This is a genomic window from Acinetobacter sp. ANC 3903, assembly GCF_002135315.1.
Taxonomy (GTDB): domain Bacteria; phylum Pseudomonadota; class Gammaproteobacteria; order Pseudomonadales; family Moraxellaceae; genus Acinetobacter.
Window position 1 is genome coordinate 105,190 of sequence record NZ_NEGA01000009.1, and the last position, 16,164, is coordinate 121,353.

Genomic DNA, 16,164 nt, shown 5'->3' on the forward strand with positions numbered 1-16,164 from the left:
CAACCCGATCCACAGAAACTGGTTTCAGATAGATATGCTGTGTTATTTGGGCTGCCACTGGCCAAAGACCTCAATATTGACTTTTTCCCCTATGCCGCCGAAGGCTTTTTTCATACCAAAGTCACTGCGTTTAACCACTGTTTTAGCTTCAACATCCATCAGCTGGGGATTGGTTGGATTGGGTTTTAAAAGGGTATCCAGAACTACCGGCTGGGTCACGCCACGCAAGGATAAATCCCCTTTTATGCTGTAATGATTATTGCCTAAAGCGATAAATTGATGGCTGGTAAATGTTGCAGTCTGGTATTTTTCAGCATAAAAAAAATCTTCACCCAAAATTAAATTTCTGAGCGATGGCTTGGTCAGACTCAAGCTATTCACATTCAATACAAACTGGGCAGAAGCATTTTGTGGGGCTGCGAGATCAAAGCTCATACTGGACTGAACCTGTTCAAATTTGCCTTTTACGATCGAAAAGCCCATCGACTTGATATCAAAACCAACATGCGTTGCTGGCGTGAGAGACCACTGCTGGGTATTGGCATGCGCGTTGATCGCGTTAATATTTAAGCTGAGGACAGCCGTAATGAAGATACATTTCAAACTTGTGTTGAGGTTCATCTTACCCACTCCTGGATCGTTGCAATGGCTTGCCTCGACCTAGTAGCTTACTGAAGATTATTCAAGATTGGTTTTATCTTGAGTCAGGTATTTGTCCTGCAATTGTTGATAAATGGCCATTTTTTTAAATTTATGTAAAAACTCGCTGGTTCCGAGCGGAAAAGCAGATTCGATAATTTCACCATAGTAATAGGCTTCACGTAGTGGCGTCGCTGAAATTACCCCAACCAGGCTTTCCAGTTCTACCATCTCCCATTCCAGGAAGAATTTTAGATCTTAAGACAATTTTCTTAAAATGGTCCAATTAAAAATATATTTATATTATATAGCTTTCCATTGCCCAATCAGATGAATACTCACTTTCTCACCCACACCCGTACTCGCTTTTTTCATGCCAAAATCCGAGCGGTTAATCACGGTAGTTGATTTTACATCGAGCAGATTTGGATTGTTGTTGTTGGGCGTTAAGATGGTATCAAACACAACTGGACGGGTGATGCCACGCAAGGTCAGATTTCCCCGAATCCAATATCTGTTGGTAGCATGCGGTTTAAACTGGGTACTTTTAAAATTCACTGTTTTATAGCGTGAGGCATGAAACAGCTCCTCACCCATAATCATATTTTTTAAACTTGGTTTGGATACATTCATGCTATCCACCTGCATGCTAAATTCCGTCGAAGCCTGTTGCAGTTTTTGTGGATCAAACTGCATTGTTGCCTTAAACTGCTGAAAACTCCCCTTCACTACAGTCAAGCCCAATGAGTTAATGCTAAAGCCTACATCACTTTTAGGCGTCAAGCTCCAGCTCTTGGCATAAGAGGCTGACATACACACAGCTGAGAGACATCCTGCATAAACAATATTTTTTAAGAATAGATTCATCATGTTGCTCCCTAACAATTAAATGAACTCAATACTTAAAACAGCTTCAGCTCAGATTTGTTTTATCGTTCATTGCAAACTTATGTGCCAATTGTTGATAAGTCTCAGTATTTTGAAACTTATGTAAAAACTCGCTGGTTCCGAGTGGAAAAGCCGATTCGATAATTTCACCACGGTAATAAGCTTCACGTAGTGGCGTTGCTGAAATTGCCCCGACCAGGCTGTCCAGTTCTACCATCTGCCATTCCGGGAACAGCTTCAGATAATAGGAAGATTCATCTTTAAAGTGACCAATTAATCCGACTTTCGCTTCGGGCTCGACTACGCCAGTGACCAAAGATTGCACCAGTTGTTGCCATTTTTGATCGTCATACACATCAATCACATGCACAAACTTGATCCGCTGTTGATCTGCTTCTGAAAAGTTGGACAAAATCATCTGTTCACGCTCGGAAGCACTAAACGGATTTTTAATATTGCGTTCATTCTGTGCCGAGCCCAAAGCCAGAATCACATTCTGGCTTTGCTGCAATGCAATTTTAATGGTTTGCATATGTGCCAGATGAAAGGGCTGAAAGCGACCAATGAAAACCAGATAATCAAATGTATAGTTCATAACGGTTCAAATTTTTTATGACTCGTGAGTTGTGCCGCTAAAATAAATATGCGACATAATAAACGCCATAAAATCAAATTAAATTAAATTAAATTTTAAAGCAAGGATAGTACGATGACACTGAGCTGTATTCAACAACCACATCAACATTTGAATGCGAATTTAGAGCATGGGGTGCTTACCTTAGCCATTAATCGTCCGGAAGCTAAAAATGCCTTGTACGGCGAGCTGTATCTAAAAATTGCTCAGGCACTGGATGAAGCCGATCAGGATAAAGAGGTTCGCGTGGTGATTTTGCGTGGTTCGGATGCCGACTTCAGTGCCGGTAACGACATGCAGGATTTCATGAAGTTTATCCAGACCCCTCTTGCAGGTAAAGCCGGTGATGCCCCTCCATTTGTTGTACTCAAATCAGCTGCAAAATTTTCCAAGCCTTTAATTGCAGCAGTGCGCGGTGTTGCCATTGGCATTGGGGTGACCATTTTACTGCATGCTGACCTGGTCTATAGTGATGCTACTGCCCTGTTCCAGATTCCATTTGTCAGTCTGGGACTTTCTCCTGAAGGTGCTTCAAGCAAACTGTTAATCCAGCAAGCGGGTTATCATAAAGCAGCAGAGTTACTATTCACCGCGCAAAAATTTAACAGCGAAAAAGCCTTGAGTGCTGGAATTGTAAATAGTATTGAAGATGACGTTTATGCTACTGCACTGAAACAGGCACAAACTCTGGCTGCACTTCCTCTAGCGTCGATCAAACAGACCAAAGCCTTAATGAAGCACAATCTTGAAGAAATTATTGGCTGTATTGATGATGAAGCTGAAATCTTTATGAAGCGTGTATCTTCACCTGAAATGGCTGAAGCGGTTGCTGCATTTATGCAAAAGCGTAAACCGGATTTTGCACAATTTAACTAATTTTTTATAGTTAAATGAAAAGCCACTGAATACTGAATAATGACATTGTTCGGTGGCTTTATGCATTTTATAGATATAAATTTTAAGCTTTAAAAGCTGAGTAAACAAAGATGACCCAATCAAGCGAAACCCAAACTGAAAAGAAACGTTATTTTGAGCCAGCCCCAACAGATATTGATGTTGAAAACTTTAAAAAAGTCGTACAAAGCCGTCGTTCTGTACGTAAATTTACGAAAAAACCCATTCCTGCAGAAGTACTGGATGACTGTTTAGATTTGGCTTTGCTTGCCCCAAACTCATCCAATTTACAGCCTTGGATTTTTTATGTGGTGCAAAACTCTTCCAAAAAGAAACAGCTGGTCAAAGCCTGTTTAAGCCAGCTTGCAGCAAAAACAGCTTCGGAATTAATTGTTTGTGTGGCGCGTACCGACCGTATTGATGAAATGGCGAAAATGAACATTTCCGAGTTTCCATTTCCTGAAGCACCTGCTGCTGTGCAGAAGTATTACAAGTTTATTCCATATAATTATAAAACGGGTTATTTCAATGCTCTGGGTAACTTTAAGAAAGTTGCTTTCAAAATTGCACGTACACTGGATAAGCAATTGCCAGTAACTGCTTTTAACCCGGCAGATGCAAAACTTTGGGCAAGCAAAACTACAGCGTTGGCTTGTGAAAATCTAGTTTTAGCGTTAAGAGCTTATGGTTTTGATAGCTGTATGATGGAAGGTTTTGATGAGCCGATGGTTCGTGAAATTCTGAAATTAAATGACGAACAGTATCCGGTCATGGTGATTGGTGCAGGTGAACGGGCTAAAGACGGCGTATTCTTCCCGCAATACCGTTTTGAGCGCGAGTTGTTTATTCAGAAGGTTTGATGATCAATATTTTGAAAATTTAAATATCTAAATCTGATACGCATAAGGCGACATGGATGTCGCTTATTAGCTTAAGGTATATAAATATGCCATTAATTTAAACAAATTCAAAAACATAACAATAACTTAAAATCCTCTCCTAACTGTAAATCTATAGAAATTATAGGAGGATGTAAGCCATTAACAGAATATCAAGACTTAAAATCCAATGATAAAACAGGTACTGCAACTATTGTTTATGATCCAACCAAACAACGTGAAGCAATACAAACACAAAAATACCTAGACTGGATTAAAGCCAATTATGGAACCGTATTAACATTTATACCTAAGACAGGCGTTTATAATGGTCAAACTTATTAAAACGAGCATATTTATAAATATAATAATGTTAGCTACAGGATGCTCATCAATGATGAAAAATAGTATTAGTTTCTCAATACACGGGCAAAACAAAAGCTATATTTACAAAAACACATGGCCTGAATGTGCCAATTTTAAGATTAATCCGAAGTTAAAGTATAATGACTTATCAGATAGCTGTAAGGTATCTCCTGAAGGTTATGTTCCTCAACAAATTATTATTGAATATGCGCCTTGGATGACTTATGAAGAGCAGATAAAAAAAGGATATGGTGTTCCTGAAGAATTACGTTATGCGAGTGGAGAAAATGCCGAGCAAAGAAGACAAGCAATAATGATTGCACAACAAAATGGTGTAGCGAAACTTCCCCCTACCGCTTGGAAACAGATTGTACTCACTCCCCCTAAAGAAGTAGAAAAATACAAATATCAAGTTCCCGAAAGAAAAGGCAATCGAAGTCGAGGTAAAAATATCCATTACATCATTTCCCTTAATTCCGATGGTAGCTACAGGATAGAAACCAAATTGTACTGGGTTCAAAAATATCAAGAAAAATGGAATTGATATTTTATAGTAAGCATCCGGTAAAGCTCACTTGATTTCAGGCAGGCTTCCAATTGTGCGGCAGCAATTCCTCAATCCGGCTCATTTTCTGAGTCGGAAGTCTTTTCAGCACTCAGATCAGCATAGCAATCCAGTCTGTTCAGTTTGGCTGAATGGATTAAGACTGAGTTTAAAGCTCCTATTCTTATGAATACCCCTCACACTCGAATTCACTCTCATGAAGATATATTAGTATTCAATCTCCACCATCTGAATAAACTCAAACGCAGGCTCTTCATAAGGATGGCTGGCCTTTAATGCTTTTGCTACTTTTGAAGCCCGATCTTCCGGCACAATGGTTTCTACACGCCATTCCCCCACCTGTTCTAGCTCTCCGACTTCGCCAATAAAAGGATCTGCACCTTTTAGCGGTTTAAACTGTCCTATACCCAACACCTGCCAGGCACAATGCTCATAGTTGCCTATCCCACCTGCCCCTGCTTGAAACACGGCGTTTTTGGTTGATTCAAGATGAGATTCAGGAACGTAATAAATCAGTTTAAGCATGCTATCAACAAACAGAATAAAGATAGGATTATCTTAGCCCTTATACCTGAATTAATCTTTATGAGATTTCATTTAGACTTTATCAGAACCTCAAAAATCAAAACTATTTTAAATACAACCGCCTATTACTTTTCGTGACATTTCTCAGACAGTTCAATCTTTTACATTGCTCAAAAAACGCTCTATGTTTAAAAATATATTTTGTTCTAAAGCTTCGAGTTCGAAAGTTTTTATTTTCTTCTCGGTCATGACAACAATATTTTCATTACACCAATAGTCTTTCTAATAAAACAGTCCAACGCAATGTTTAGGTATTTTCCATACCATTTACTGTTTCTCTGACTTTGTACTGGTGTAAGCAACTGGAGACAATAAATGCTATTCATCATCAGTGTGCTTATTCAATTTTTTACTCTCTGGGCCATTTTCTTTTTTGGATTGAGCCGTAATACTGGCGCAATTACGACAATTATTGTGGCAGTCGTGACTGCATTTATCAGTCCGTGGTCTCTTCTTGTCGGTATTCCACTAATTCTGCTCAGTGTTATCGTCATGGTCGATTCGTTGCGTATGACATTTATCACCAAACCTGCCTATAAGGCCCTTGCCAATGCCATGCCCAGCATGAGTTCAACTGAACGTGAAGCATTAGATGCAGGCACCAGCTGGTGGGAAAAAGATTTATTTATGGGCGCACCGGACTGGTCTAAATTTGAAAGCTATCCCTATCCTCAACTGTCAAATGAGGAACAATCTTTTTTAGATCATGAAGTTGAACAGCTATGTTCGATGTTAAATGACTGGGATATCCGCCATAACTATAAAGACCTGCCTCCTGAAGCATGGACTTATATTCGCGACAATGGTTTTTTAGGCCTGATTATTCCCAAAGAATATGGCGGTCGCGAGTTTAGTTCATTTGCCCAAAGCCGCGTTATGAGTAAAATCGCTTCACGTTCCTTAACGGCAGCGGTCAGTTGTATGGTGCCCAATTCTTTGGGGCCTGGCGAGCTACTCCTTCATTACGGAACCAAAGAACAAAAGAACCGTTATTTACCGGGCCTAGCCAAAGGCAAAGAAATCCCCTGCTTTGGTCTCACCAGCCCTGAGGCAGGTTCAGATGCCGGTGCCATTCCCGATACTGGCGTGGTGTGCTATGGCGAGTTTGAAGGTCAGCAAGTGCTCGGTTTACGCATGAACTTTTCCAAACGCTGGATTACCCTTGCCCCAATTGCCACCGTCATTGGTTTGGCTTTTAAACTGTACGACCCGGAAGGTTTGTTGGGTGATAAAAGTAAAATGGAATATGGCATTACCTGTGCCTTGATTCCTGCCAGTCATGAGGGTGTGAAAATAGGCGCACGCCATAATCCGGGCGTACCCTTCATGAATGGAACGGTGGATGGTAAAGATGTCTTTATTCCACTGGACTGGATTATTGGCGGCAGGAAAAATATTGGTAAAGGCTGGCGTATGCTGATGGAATGTCTGGCGGTAGGCCGCGGTATTTCCCTTCCAGCCCTATCCACTGCTGCAAGTGAAATGACCTATCTAAACGTAGGGGCTTTCGCAAAAATCCGTCAGCAATTCAAAATTTCAGTGGGTAAATTTGAAGGTGTACAAGAGGCAACCAGTGATATTGCCAGTGAAACTTATATGCTGGAAGCATTTCGCTACCTAGTGACTTGTGGACTGAACCAAGGTGGTAAACCTGCGGTCATGACTGCAATGGCCAAATACTACGCCACTGAAACCATGCGCCATGTGGTCAATCATGGCATGGACGTGGTTGGTGGCCGTGCGGTACAAATGGGTCCGCGCAATTTTCTGGCATTAATGTATCAGACTATACCTGTATCCATTACGGTGGAAGGTGCCAATATTTTAAGTCGCTCCTTAATGATTTTTGGTCAGGGTTCAATGCGCTGTCATCCTTATTTGTTTGAGGAATTGCAACTGCTACAAGCCAAGGATAAAGAAACGGCCTTAGATACTTTTAACGATATGCTGTTCAAACATTTAGGCTATACCTTTAATCGTACTGCACGCGCATTCGCTTATGGATATATCGGTGGCTCATCCGATGCACCGAAAAGTGTAGATGAGTTTAGCCGTCCCTATTACAAGATTATTAACCGTTTAAGTGCCGACTTTTCAGTCACTGCCGATATGTGTTTAGGCTTACTTGCGGGTGATATTAAGCGCAAAGAAATGCTGTCCGGCCGCCTGGCAGATATTCATGCCAATCTGTTTATCAGCACGGCGATTATTAAATATTATGAACATGGAAAAAAAACTGAAGCTGAACAGATTCATGCCAAACTGGCGCTGGAAAAATCACTTTACAATGCTCAGGAAGCTTTCTATGGCTTGTTTGAAAACTTCCCAGTCGGTATGGCAGCAGGTCTGATCAAATTTATCTGTTTCCCGCTGGGCCGACCTTTGAAAAAACCAAGTGATACTTTGAAACAACAGGCTGGTGATATCATTATGCAGGACAATGCTTTCCGCGATGAACTGAAAAAACATGTGTTTTATACCACTCAGGAAGATGATGTGACCGGTCGTATGGAATCGACCTTTAATATGTTGCTGGAAATAGAACCCCTGTGGGATAAATTCAAGAAATCAGAATCTAAAGGTCAATTTAAAGGCTTAACTTTTGATGAACGTCTTGCGGATGCTGTAGAAATCGGTTTTATAACTGAAGATGAAGCATCAAAACTTGCTGTTTATAATGCTAAACGCTATGACAGTATGCTGACTGATGTATTTGATTCTGAGCTTGATCAAGCTTTGGAACTGGAAAATCCTTATAATGATAAGGAAGAATCCGCACCTATGCCTGATCCAAAACAGCAAGAACCATTATCGCCTTAAGGATTTCGGAAATAAAAAACGGCTGATTGAAGCCGTTTTTTATTATCTTAATTATGAAAATTAGAAAAAGAGTTTAACTATTTTCTACGATGCAGTTGCTAATTTATCGAGTTTAATTTTTATAGCATATAATTTTGCATACACTTCAATAGCATCATTTAATTCTGATCTTCCTTCTTCCATGGTGAATAGATGAGACTTCCTTGAAATATATTTCTGTATACATTCATCGCTTATTTTAATTCTTAAATCTCGAGGGTTATCATAACTTTCAAGTGAATCTGTATGCTTCTTATTTGGCAAATGAAGCATATACAAGTTATTGTACTGCCGAGATAATATTAATCTTAATGATTTTTCAACATCTAACCTTAATTTATTTAAACAGTTAAATTTTTCAATTTATTCAATTAACTCACAAAATGATTCAGCACATTCATCTACTATACAATCACTACGAAACCCACCTGATCCATAAATACTTTTTTGGACTAAAACTCTAAATAATTCTGTTCTAGCTTCTTTTAACTCCTCTATGGTCTTTTCAGCTTCCGACCTTAATTCTTTCAATTTGACACCATTTCCTGCAATCGAAAATTCTTGCACCTCTGCTGCAAAGGCTATGATCAATCCAATCACAGCAAATCCAAGAGCAAAAGCCACAAACTCAGTTCCTGATAATTTCTCCAAAGAGATTAGAAGCCACAAACCACAAGCAATCCCTGTTAAGCCAACAACAGCTCCAAAAACAATATTATTCTTTGATTTCTGTTCTTTAGTCTTCAATTTCTATCTCATATATTTTTAATTAACCCATAATAACAAAAGAAAAACTCTATTTTTATTATTAACCATAAAATCACATGACTAGCGACATGGATGTCGCACGTTTGGTAGGAATACAGGGATGTATCCTCTACCAAACAAAGCAGTTTTGTTACTTTTGCTGCATCAAAAGTAAAACACTGCTTATGCGTTATTTATTAAAATTTTGCACAATCAGTCAAGCTGTGACCTTATTAAAATATCCAACACAAAAAAACCACCTCACGGTGGCTTTTTTAAATCTAAAAATTAAGAGCTTTGAAGCAAATAGCTACCGATCAAGAACAACATTTGTAGCCCGACGACAGCCATAAAAAACATCCAGCCTTTCTTACGTAAAGTCGCCTTATCAACATTTGTATATGTCACAGTTTTTAGCATTGTGTCACCTCACTTAGAGATTCAATCCTGAACTTGTATTTAGTGAACCATCTTTCTTCCATATTGCATCGTTATTGTGCATAAAACACACAAATTATCTTTCACTCCAATATAGAAGCAAAATCCAAACCAAGTCCAGCGGGAGAAATAAAAATAAAAATTGTTCAAAATAAAAAAGCCACCCGAAGGTGGCTTTTTAAATTCGGGAAATATTAACCAATAAACTTACGAGCATTACGGAACATACGTAACCATGCACCATCTTCAGTCCATTCTTCAGGTTTCCAAGAATGCTGAATTGCACGGAAATTACGTTCAGGATGCGGCATCATAATGGTTGCACGACCGTCTTTCGAAGTCACACCGGTAATCGCTTCTGGTGAACCGTTCGGGTTCAATGGATATTGCTGTGTAGCATTACCCAAGCTATCTACATAACGTAGGCTGACCTGGTTACCTGCATTTAACGCAGCAATCTTGTCTTCAGTTGCAACTACACGACCTTCACCATGCGCAACCGCGATTGGAAGAATCGAACCTTCCATACCGTCTAACAAGATCGAGTTAGATTTTTCTACACGAACGTTCACTGCACGCGCTTCAAACACTTCAGAAGTGTTACGGTGGAAACGCGGCCAGTTTTCTGCACCCGGAATCAGTGGAGCCAATTGCGACAACATTTGACAACCGTTACAGATACCTAGAGAGAAAGTTTCTGAACGATGGAAGAATTTCTCGAACTGGTCACGAAGTTTAGGGTTGAACAATACTGATTTAGCCCAGCCACCGCCTGCACCCATGACGTCACCGTAAGAGAAACCGCCACAAGCCACAATACCTTCAAAGTCATCCAGGCTGATACGACCAGCAAGCAAGTCGCTCATGTGTACGTCAACAGTATTGAAGCCAACTTTGTCAAATGCCGCAGCCATTTCCACATGACCGTTTACGCCTTGTTCACGTAAAATCACCATGTTTGGACGGCGTGAGTTGATGTACGGTGCTTCAACAGGTTCGTTCAAGTCAAATGTAGGCTGAGCAATAATACCTTTATGGTTCTTGTCTGTAATCAAAGCAAACTCAGAATCCGCAGTTTCTACGTTGTCACGTAGACGCTGGATTTGATGCGATACTTCAGTCCAAGCTACTTGTAGATCAGCACGTTCAAGTACCAGACCATTGATAGTCAATTGGTCAGTATTGTTCACTTTACCTACTACAGAGATTGCATCTTTAAGTGAAGATTCAGCGATTTCTGCCTGTAATGCTTCCCAATCAGCAGTAGTGATTTGCAGAACTGCACCAATTTCTTCAGCAAACAGGCTTGCAGTAGATTGATCTTCTAAAGCCACACCTAAGCGTGAAGCGAACATCATTTCTGCAACAGTCGCCAACAAGCCGCCATCACCGATGTCATGGTAAGCCTTGATCAAGCCACGGTTATTCCAGTCTTGAACCAATGCGAAGAATGCTTTGAAGTCTTCAAAGCTGTCTACATCTGGAGTTACAGAACCAATGGCTTTATACACCTGAGCCAGAATCGAACCGCCTAGACGGAACTGACCTTTAGACAAGTCGATACGTACCAGCACTGACTCTTCATTTTTCAGTTCAGGAGTCAATGTTTGACGTACATCAGTCACCGGAGCAAATGCAGTAATTACACCAGACATTGGAGATGTTACTGCTTTATTTTCGCCTTCGTCGTTCCAGGTTGTACGCATAGACAATGAGTCTTTACCTACAGGAATGGCAATTCCTAGTGCAGGACACATTTCCATACCAATGGCTTTAACACCTTCGAATAGAGCTTGGTCTTCACCTTTTTGACCTGCTGCAGCCATCCAGTTTGCAGACAATTTAATGTCGCTGATCTGGTCGATTTTTGCAGACATGATGTTGCTGATTGATTCAGCTACAGCCAAACGTGCAGAAGCTGCCGGATTAAGAAGTGCTACTGGTGGACGTTCGCCCATCGCCATTGCTTCACCTGTGTAACCGACCAGGCTTGTTGTAGTTACCGCAGCATCTGCTACAGGCACCTGCCAACGACCTACCATCTGGTCACGCGCAACCATACCGGTAATTGAGCGGTCACCAATGGTGATCAAGAATGATTTAGAGGCAACGGTTGGGTTTTTAAGTACACGGAAAATTGCATCTTTCAAATCCACTTGAGCGGCATCAAAGTCATCGCCTTTGCGTTCAATCGTTTCATATGAACGGCTCATGCGTGGTGTACCGCCAAGCATTACTTGCATTGGCATATCCACGGCTTTGTTTTCAAACAATGGATCTTCAACGGTTAAGTGACGTGCTTCAGTCGCTTCACCCAACACTGCAAACGGACAACGTTCACGTGCACAAAGTGATTCAAACAGGCTTAAAGAACTTGGACGAATCGCCAATACATAACGTTCTTGCGCTTCGTTTGACCAGATTTCCATTGGAGACATGCCTGGCTCAAGCGATGGAATCTTACGCAGGTTAAGTACTGCACCCAATTCATGGTCGTTGACCAGCTCAGGCATCGCATTGGATACACCGCCCGCACCCACGTCATGTACAGACACGATCGGGTTGTAATCTTCCATGCGCCAGCAGGCATCAATCACTTCCTGGCAACGGCGTTCCATTTCAGGGTTTTCACGCTGTACAGAAGCGAAATCCAGGTTTTCACCCAACTTACCGCTATCTACTGAAGATGCAGCACCACCACCCAAGCCGATCAGCATCGCTGGACCGCCAAGCACGATCAGTAAATCGCCTGGTTGAATCGCATCTTTTTCCACATGGTCAGGACGGATGTTACCGTAACCACCGGCAATCATAATGGGCTTATGGAAGCCTTTGACTTCGCCATTGACGTTTTGTTCAAAAGTACGGAAGTAACCGTTTAAGGCTGGACGACCAAATTCGTTGTTAAACGCAGCACCGCCCAATGGGCCTTCAATCATGATTTGAAGTGGAGATGCCATACGTGATGGCTTGCCGTAGTTTTCTTCCCAAGGCTGTTCAAAACCTGGAATGTTCAAGTTTGAAACAGTGAAACCGGTTAAACCTGCTTTAGGTTTACCACCACGACCTGTTGCACCCTCATCACGAATCTCACCACCTGAACCAGTCGCAGCACCGGCAAATGGTGCAATCGCTGTTGGATGGTTGTGAGTTTCCACTTTCATTAAGATGTGAGCGGCCTGGCTCTTGTATTTATAAATGTGGTGACCGGTTGCTTCGTCTTTTTTAGGATAGAAGCGCTGCGTATCAAAGCCCACGATTACAGAAGCATTATCTTTATAGGCAGATAAAACGTCTGCTGGAGATTCTTTATAAGTATTTTTGATCATTTGGAACAATGACAATGGCTGTTTTTCACCATCAATTGTCCATTCAGAACCAAAGATTTTATGACGGCAATGCTCTGAGTTCGCTTGCGCAAACATCATCAGTTCGATGTCATGTGGGTTACGACCCATCTTGATAAAGGCTTCGGTCAAATAATCAATTTCTTCATCAGAAAGTGCGAAACCAAATTCAGAGTTGGCCTTAACCAGCGCTTGTTTGCCCTGACCTAAAATATCGATGCTATTTAAAGGCTTTGGTGCAGTCTCAGAGAATAATGCCGCAGCATCTTCAATTTGATTAAACACACTTTCGGTCATGCGGTCATGCAAAACCTGTTTAACTTGATCAGATACTTCAGAAATACCCTTTAAAGTAAACAAAACACCGCGTTCTAGGCGGTGTATCGGGGTATTACAGTTGGCAAAAATATCAGTCGCTTTAGAAGACCACGGCGAGATCGTACCTAAACGCGGTGTAACTAAAATTTGAATTTCATCATTTGCCGCTTGGCGAACTTCAAAAGAAGCACCATCGTTTAATAATTGTAATGCAGATTGATGCTGCTGCTCGTTGAGCGCTTGATCAAACAGATAAATCCATTGACTTTCAATTGATTGAACAGAACTCATTGACGCAAGACGGTTTAAGAGTTGAGTTTTCTTAAAAGAAGAGTGTGCTGATGCACCGGCCACGATAAACATGCTGATTTTGGCTCCACGGGCAGGTCTTTTGGACCATACCGCCAATGTGACTTAGAGAGAGCGCATATTCTACTGTGTATTGGCAAAATCAGCTAGATAGAAATTCACGAATGTGCCATCAATTCGCTCAAGAACACGCAAGAATATTTTATTTTTCAGATAAAAATTTTGAATCTTATATAAATTTAAGCCTGCACTATGTTGTTTCTAAATATTATTGCAACGACTTGAGTTTATTCCGAATCTTCAATTAGCCATTAACATTATGGCATCGTCTTCGAATCTTATTTTTTATCTCAATAGATACCATATTGTCGATTTATTCATATCATCTGCAATAAATCCATCTGTAGGCTGTTTTTATCAGAAAGACAAATCATGTCGTGCTGCTCTAGTCTATGGCAATTTTTTTTGGCATGATGAATTCAGGTCTTCACTGAATAACGATAAATGGAACAAATGCGTTGGTTAGAACTGCTTTCGACAGTTCGTATGGGTAGCAAAAAACAAAGTTCAGAACAGGCACGTAGCCCATTTCACAAAGATTATGACCGCATTATCTTTTCGCAAAGTTTTCGACAATTAAACCGTAAAACCCAGGTTCACCCGCTGACACAGCACGATGGCATTCACACCCGTTTAACCCATTCGCTTGAAGTGTCGTGTATTGGACGCTCCCTAGGCATGCTGGCCGCGGAAAAAATCAAAGATCAACTCCCGATTTGGATTTCCCCTGCCGATGTCGGTGCCATTATTCAGGCCGCATGTTTGGCGCATGATATTGGCAATCCGCCCTTCGGACATGCCGGTGAATATGCCATTCGTGAATGGTTTGATGATGCCTCACATGGCAATTTTCTGGAAAAACTCACTCCAGAAGAACAGGCCGATGTGCGCCAGTTTGAAGGCAATGCCCAAGGCTTACGTTTGCTGACTAAAATTGACTACCACCCAAATGATGGCGGTATGCGCCTGACCTATGCAACTTTAGGCGCTTATCTTAAATATCCGTGGCTGTCTAAAACAATTGCCTCACAAGGCGATCGTCCGGCCAGTCAGCGGGCAAAATTCGGTTGTTATCAGTCCGAAAAAGAGATTTTGAAGCAAATTGCTGAACAGCTGGGTTTAATTCAGTTGGGTGAATATCATTATTGCCGTCATCCACTGACCTATTTACTCGAAGCTGCAGATGATATCTGCTATGCCCTGATTGATCTGGAAGATGGCATTATTTTAAATATGCTGTCTTATGAAGAAGTTGAACCGATTTTCCTTGACCTGATTGCAGATTATGGCAGACCTAAAGAACTGTCTATGCCCACCACAACCTGGCAGCAAAAAATTGCTGCTTTACGTGGCCGGGTGATGAAACGACTGGTGGATGAAGTCACGACCGCCTTTGCCAGACACCATTTTGAAATTTTATCAGGTCAACTCAAAGGCAGCTTGTTGCAATATTGTTCCGAAGATATTGAACGTGGCATTGACCGAGCGAAGAATCTGGCGCGTGACAAGATTTTTGAACATCCGCAAAAAGCCGGTTTGGAAATTATTGCGCATCAGAGCCTGCAAAATATTTTAGATGCCTTTATTCCACTGACGACGCCACACAAGACTTTAAGCTTTAAAGAACAACGCCTGATGTCGATGTTGCAACGTGCAGGGGTAAATTTTCAAAGTAACCACTATGAAAATATTATGCAGGTGCTGGATATTATTTCTAAGTTCTCTGACCATCAGGCCTATAACCTGTCACAAGAGCTACAAGGCAATAAAGCAGGCTTGATATAAAGATTTTGCAGATATTTTGGCTGAAATTTCTGCTTATTTTAAAGAATTATGCGTGTGTATTTTGCCTTTCCTGCAAATGCTCACTACTATGCAAGCAACGATAGATAAGTGAAAAACTCAAAATGATTGGATGTCTCATTGGTGAAGTACTGGCTTTAGAAGCACCGACAGTATTATTAAATGTCAATGGTGTAGGCTATGAGGTAGACACACCGCTTTCTACATTTTGCCAATTACAGAAAGGCCAAAAAGTCACCTTATGGACGCACCTCGCCGTTCGTGAAGATGCTCAGCTTTTATATGGCTTCTTGAATGCTCAGGAAAAAATCATCTTCCGTACCCTGCTCAAAGTCAACGGCGTGGGGCCTAAAATGGCGCTCGGCATTTTATCGACCTTAAGTGTAGAAATGCTGATTCATACCGTTGAACATGAAGATATCAACAGCCTGATGAAAGTTCCGGGTGTAGGCAAGAAAACTGCTGAACGCTTGATGATTGAACTGCGTGACCGTTTTAAAGCGATGTCTGCCGGCATTGCCAATAATCCTGCATCAGCACAGCAAATCCAGTTTAGTGGTAACTCGGCTGTTGCTGAAGCCGAAGCCGCCTTGCAATCTTTAGGTTACAAACCTTTAGAAGCCCAGAAACTGGTGAATGCAGCCAAAGGTGACTTCACCGAAGCATCAGATATTATTCGCGCTGCATTAAAATCGATGAATAAATAACTGGAATATGACTTAAATTTAAATAAGTCTAACTATTTCCGTATTATCGCTACACGCTAAGCGACACGGATGTCGCTGGTTCAACTGCGGTACAAGGATGTATCGTCAGTTGAACAAAGGGGTTTTG

General features: G+C 41.3%; 13 protein-coding genes and 1 pseudogene. 6 read left to right on the forward strand and 8 right to left on the reverse strand.

The window, feature by feature from the left end; all coding sequences use genetic code 11:
• Positions 1-42: 42 nt before the first annotated feature.
• The 4 genes and pseudogenes from B9T29_RS08965 to B9T29_RS08980 all read right to left on the reverse strand — a co-directional run bounded on the left by B9T29_RS08965 (position 43) and on the right by B9T29_RS08980 (position 2,122).
• A complete protein-coding gene (locus B9T29_RS08965) occupies positions 43-621 on the reverse strand; it encodes a YceI family protein (protein ID WP_086175590.1) in 579 nt (192 codons plus the stop codon).
• Positions 622-678: 57 nt separating this feature from the next.
• Positions 679-894, reverse strand: a pseudogene (locus tag B9T29_RS08970) (nicotinamide-nucleotide adenylyltransferase); the annotation flags it as partial.
• A gap of 48 nt (positions 895-942) precedes the next feature.
• Positions 943-1,506 carry a YceI family protein gene (locus tag B9T29_RS08975; protein ID WP_086175591.1) on the reverse strand — a complete coding sequence of 188 codons (564 nt, stop codon included), beginning with the start codon at positions 1,504-1,506 and terminating at the stop codon, positions 943-945.
• Between the two features lie 46 nt (positions 1,507-1,552).
• Entirely contained in the window at positions 1,553-2,122 is a 570-nt protein-coding gene (locus B9T29_RS08980) for a nicotinate-nicotinamide nucleotide adenylyltransferase (RefSeq protein WP_086175592.1), read from the reverse strand.
• Between the two features lie 114 nt (positions 2,123-2,236).
• Here B9T29_RS08980 and B9T29_RS08985 point away from each other — a divergent pair, with 114 nt between their 5' ends.
• The 3 genes from B9T29_RS08985 to B9T29_RS08995 all read left to right on the forward strand — a co-directional run bounded on the left by B9T29_RS08985 (position 2,237) and on the right by B9T29_RS08995 (position 4,843).
• The gene (locus B9T29_RS08985) at positions 2,237-3,037 is read left to right on the forward strand and encodes an enoyl-CoA hydratase (protein WP_086175593.1); all 801 of its coding nucleotides are present in this window, start codon (positions 2,237-2,239) and stop codon (positions 3,035-3,037) included.
• A gap of 110 nt (positions 3,038-3,147) precedes the next feature.
• Complete coding sequence (locus tag B9T29_RS08990; protein ID WP_086175594.1) at positions 3,148-3,915, forward strand: nitroreductase family protein; 768 nt, start codon at positions 3,148-3,150, stop codon at positions 3,913-3,915.
• Between the two features lie 412 nt (positions 3,916-4,327).
• Positions 4,328-4,843: a hypothetical protein gene (locus B9T29_RS08995; RefSeq protein WP_322853469.1), complete on the forward strand. Its 516-nt coding sequence runs from the start codon at positions 4,328-4,330 to the stop codon at positions 4,841-4,843.
• A 228-nt stretch (positions 4,844-5,071) separates the two neighbouring features.
• On the opposite strand, the gene B9T29_RS09000 is transcribed toward B9T29_RS08995, so the two are convergent.
• Complete coding sequence (locus B9T29_RS09000; protein ID WP_086175595.1) at positions 5,072-5,389, reverse strand: NGG1p interacting factor NIF3; 318 nt, start codon at positions 5,387-5,389, stop codon at positions 5,072-5,074.
• Between the two features lie 375 nt (positions 5,390-5,764).
• Between B9T29_RS09000 and B9T29_RS09005 the strand changes: the two genes are divergently transcribed.
• Positions 5,765-8,269, forward strand: coding sequence for an acyl-CoA dehydrogenase (locus B9T29_RS09005; protein WP_086175596.1), 2,505 nt, complete (start codon positions 5,765-5,767; stop codon positions 8,267-8,269).
• Between the two features lie 402 nt (positions 8,270-8,671).
• Here B9T29_RS09005 and B9T29_RS16555 read toward each other — a convergent pair whose 3' ends face one another.
• The 3 genes from B9T29_RS16555 to purL all read right to left on the reverse strand — a co-directional run bounded on the left by B9T29_RS16555 (position 8,672) and on the right by purL (position 13,521).
• Positions 8,672-9,055, reverse strand: a complete 384-nt coding sequence (locus B9T29_RS16555; protein ID WP_228146585.1) for a hypothetical protein — start codon at positions 9,053-9,055, stop codon at positions 8,672-8,674.
• Positions 9,056-9,343: 288 nt separating this feature from the next.
• Positions 9,344-9,475, reverse strand: a complete 132-nt coding sequence (locus B9T29_RS16745) for a KGW motif small protein (RefSeq protein WP_265733365.1) — start codon at positions 9,473-9,475, stop codon at positions 9,344-9,346.
• Positions 9,476-9,687: 212 nt separating this feature from the next.
• Positions 9,688-13,521 (reverse strand): phosphoribosylformylglycinamidine synthase, encoded by a 3,834-nt coding sequence (purL, locus tag B9T29_RS09015; protein WP_086175597.1) that lies wholly within the window; start codon positions 13,519-13,521, stop codon positions 9,688-9,690.
• Between the two features lie 450 nt (positions 13,522-13,971).
• Between purL and B9T29_RS09020 the strand changes: the two genes are divergently transcribed.
• Together B9T29_RS09020 and ruvA are read left to right on the forward strand one after the other, a co-directional pair.
• Positions 13,972-15,312, forward strand: coding sequence for a deoxyguanosinetriphosphate triphosphohydrolase (locus B9T29_RS09020; RefSeq protein ID WP_086175598.1), 1,341 nt, complete (start codon positions 13,972-13,974; stop codon positions 15,310-15,312).
• A 122-nt stretch (positions 15,313-15,434) separates the two neighbouring features.
• Entirely contained in the window at positions 15,435-16,037 is a 603-nt protein-coding gene (gene ruvA, locus B9T29_RS09025; protein WP_086175599.1) for a Holliday junction branch migration protein RuvA, read from the forward strand.
• Positions 16,038-16,164 lie beyond the last annotated feature (127 nt).

Excerpts from the sequence above, each read along its gene's own strand:
- B9T29_RS08965 (WP_086175590.1), bottom strand. The coding sequence starts at position 621 with ATGAACCTCAACACAAGTTTGAAATGTATCTTCATTACGGCTGTCCTC.
- B9T29_RS08975 (WP_086175591.1), bottom strand. The coding sequence starts at position 1,506 with ATGAATCTATTCTTAAAAAATATTGTTTATGCAGGATGTCTCTCAGCT.
- B9T29_RS08980 (WP_086175592.1), bottom strand. The coding sequence starts at position 2,122 with ATGAACTATACATTTGATTATCTGGTTTTCATTGGTCGCTTTCAGCCC.
- B9T29_RS08985 (WP_086175593.1), top strand. The coding sequence starts at position 2,237 with ATGACACTGAGCTGTATTCAACAACCACATCAACATTTGAATGCGAAT.
- B9T29_RS08990 (WP_086175594.1), top strand. The coding sequence starts at position 3,148 with ATGACCCAATCAAGCGAAACCCAAACTGAAAAGAAACGTTATTTTGAG.
- B9T29_RS08995 (WP_322853469.1), top strand. The coding sequence starts at position 4,328 with ATGATGAAAAATAGTATTAGTTTCTCAATACACGGGCAAAACAAAAGC.
- B9T29_RS09000 (WP_086175595.1), bottom strand. The coding sequence starts at position 5,389 with ATGCTTAAACTGATTTATTACGTTCCTGAATCTCATCTTGAATCAACC.
- B9T29_RS09005 (WP_086175596.1), top strand. The coding sequence starts at position 5,765 with ATGCTATTCATCATCAGTGTGCTTATTCAATTTTTTACTCTCTGGGCC.
- B9T29_RS16745 (WP_265733365.1), bottom strand. The coding sequence starts at position 9,475 with ATGCTAAAAACTGTGACATATACAAATGTTGATAAGGCGACTTTACGT.
- purL (WP_086175597.1), bottom strand. The coding sequence starts at position 13,521 with ATGTTTATCGTGGCCGGTGCATCAGCACACTCTTCTTTTAAGAAAACT.
- B9T29_RS09020 (WP_086175598.1), top strand. The coding sequence starts at position 13,972 with ATGGAACAAATGCGTTGGTTAGAACTGCTTTCGACAGTTCGTATGGGT.
- ruvA (WP_086175599.1), top strand. The coding sequence starts at position 15,435 with ATGATTGGATGTCTCATTGGTGAAGTACTGGCTTTAGAAGCACCGACA.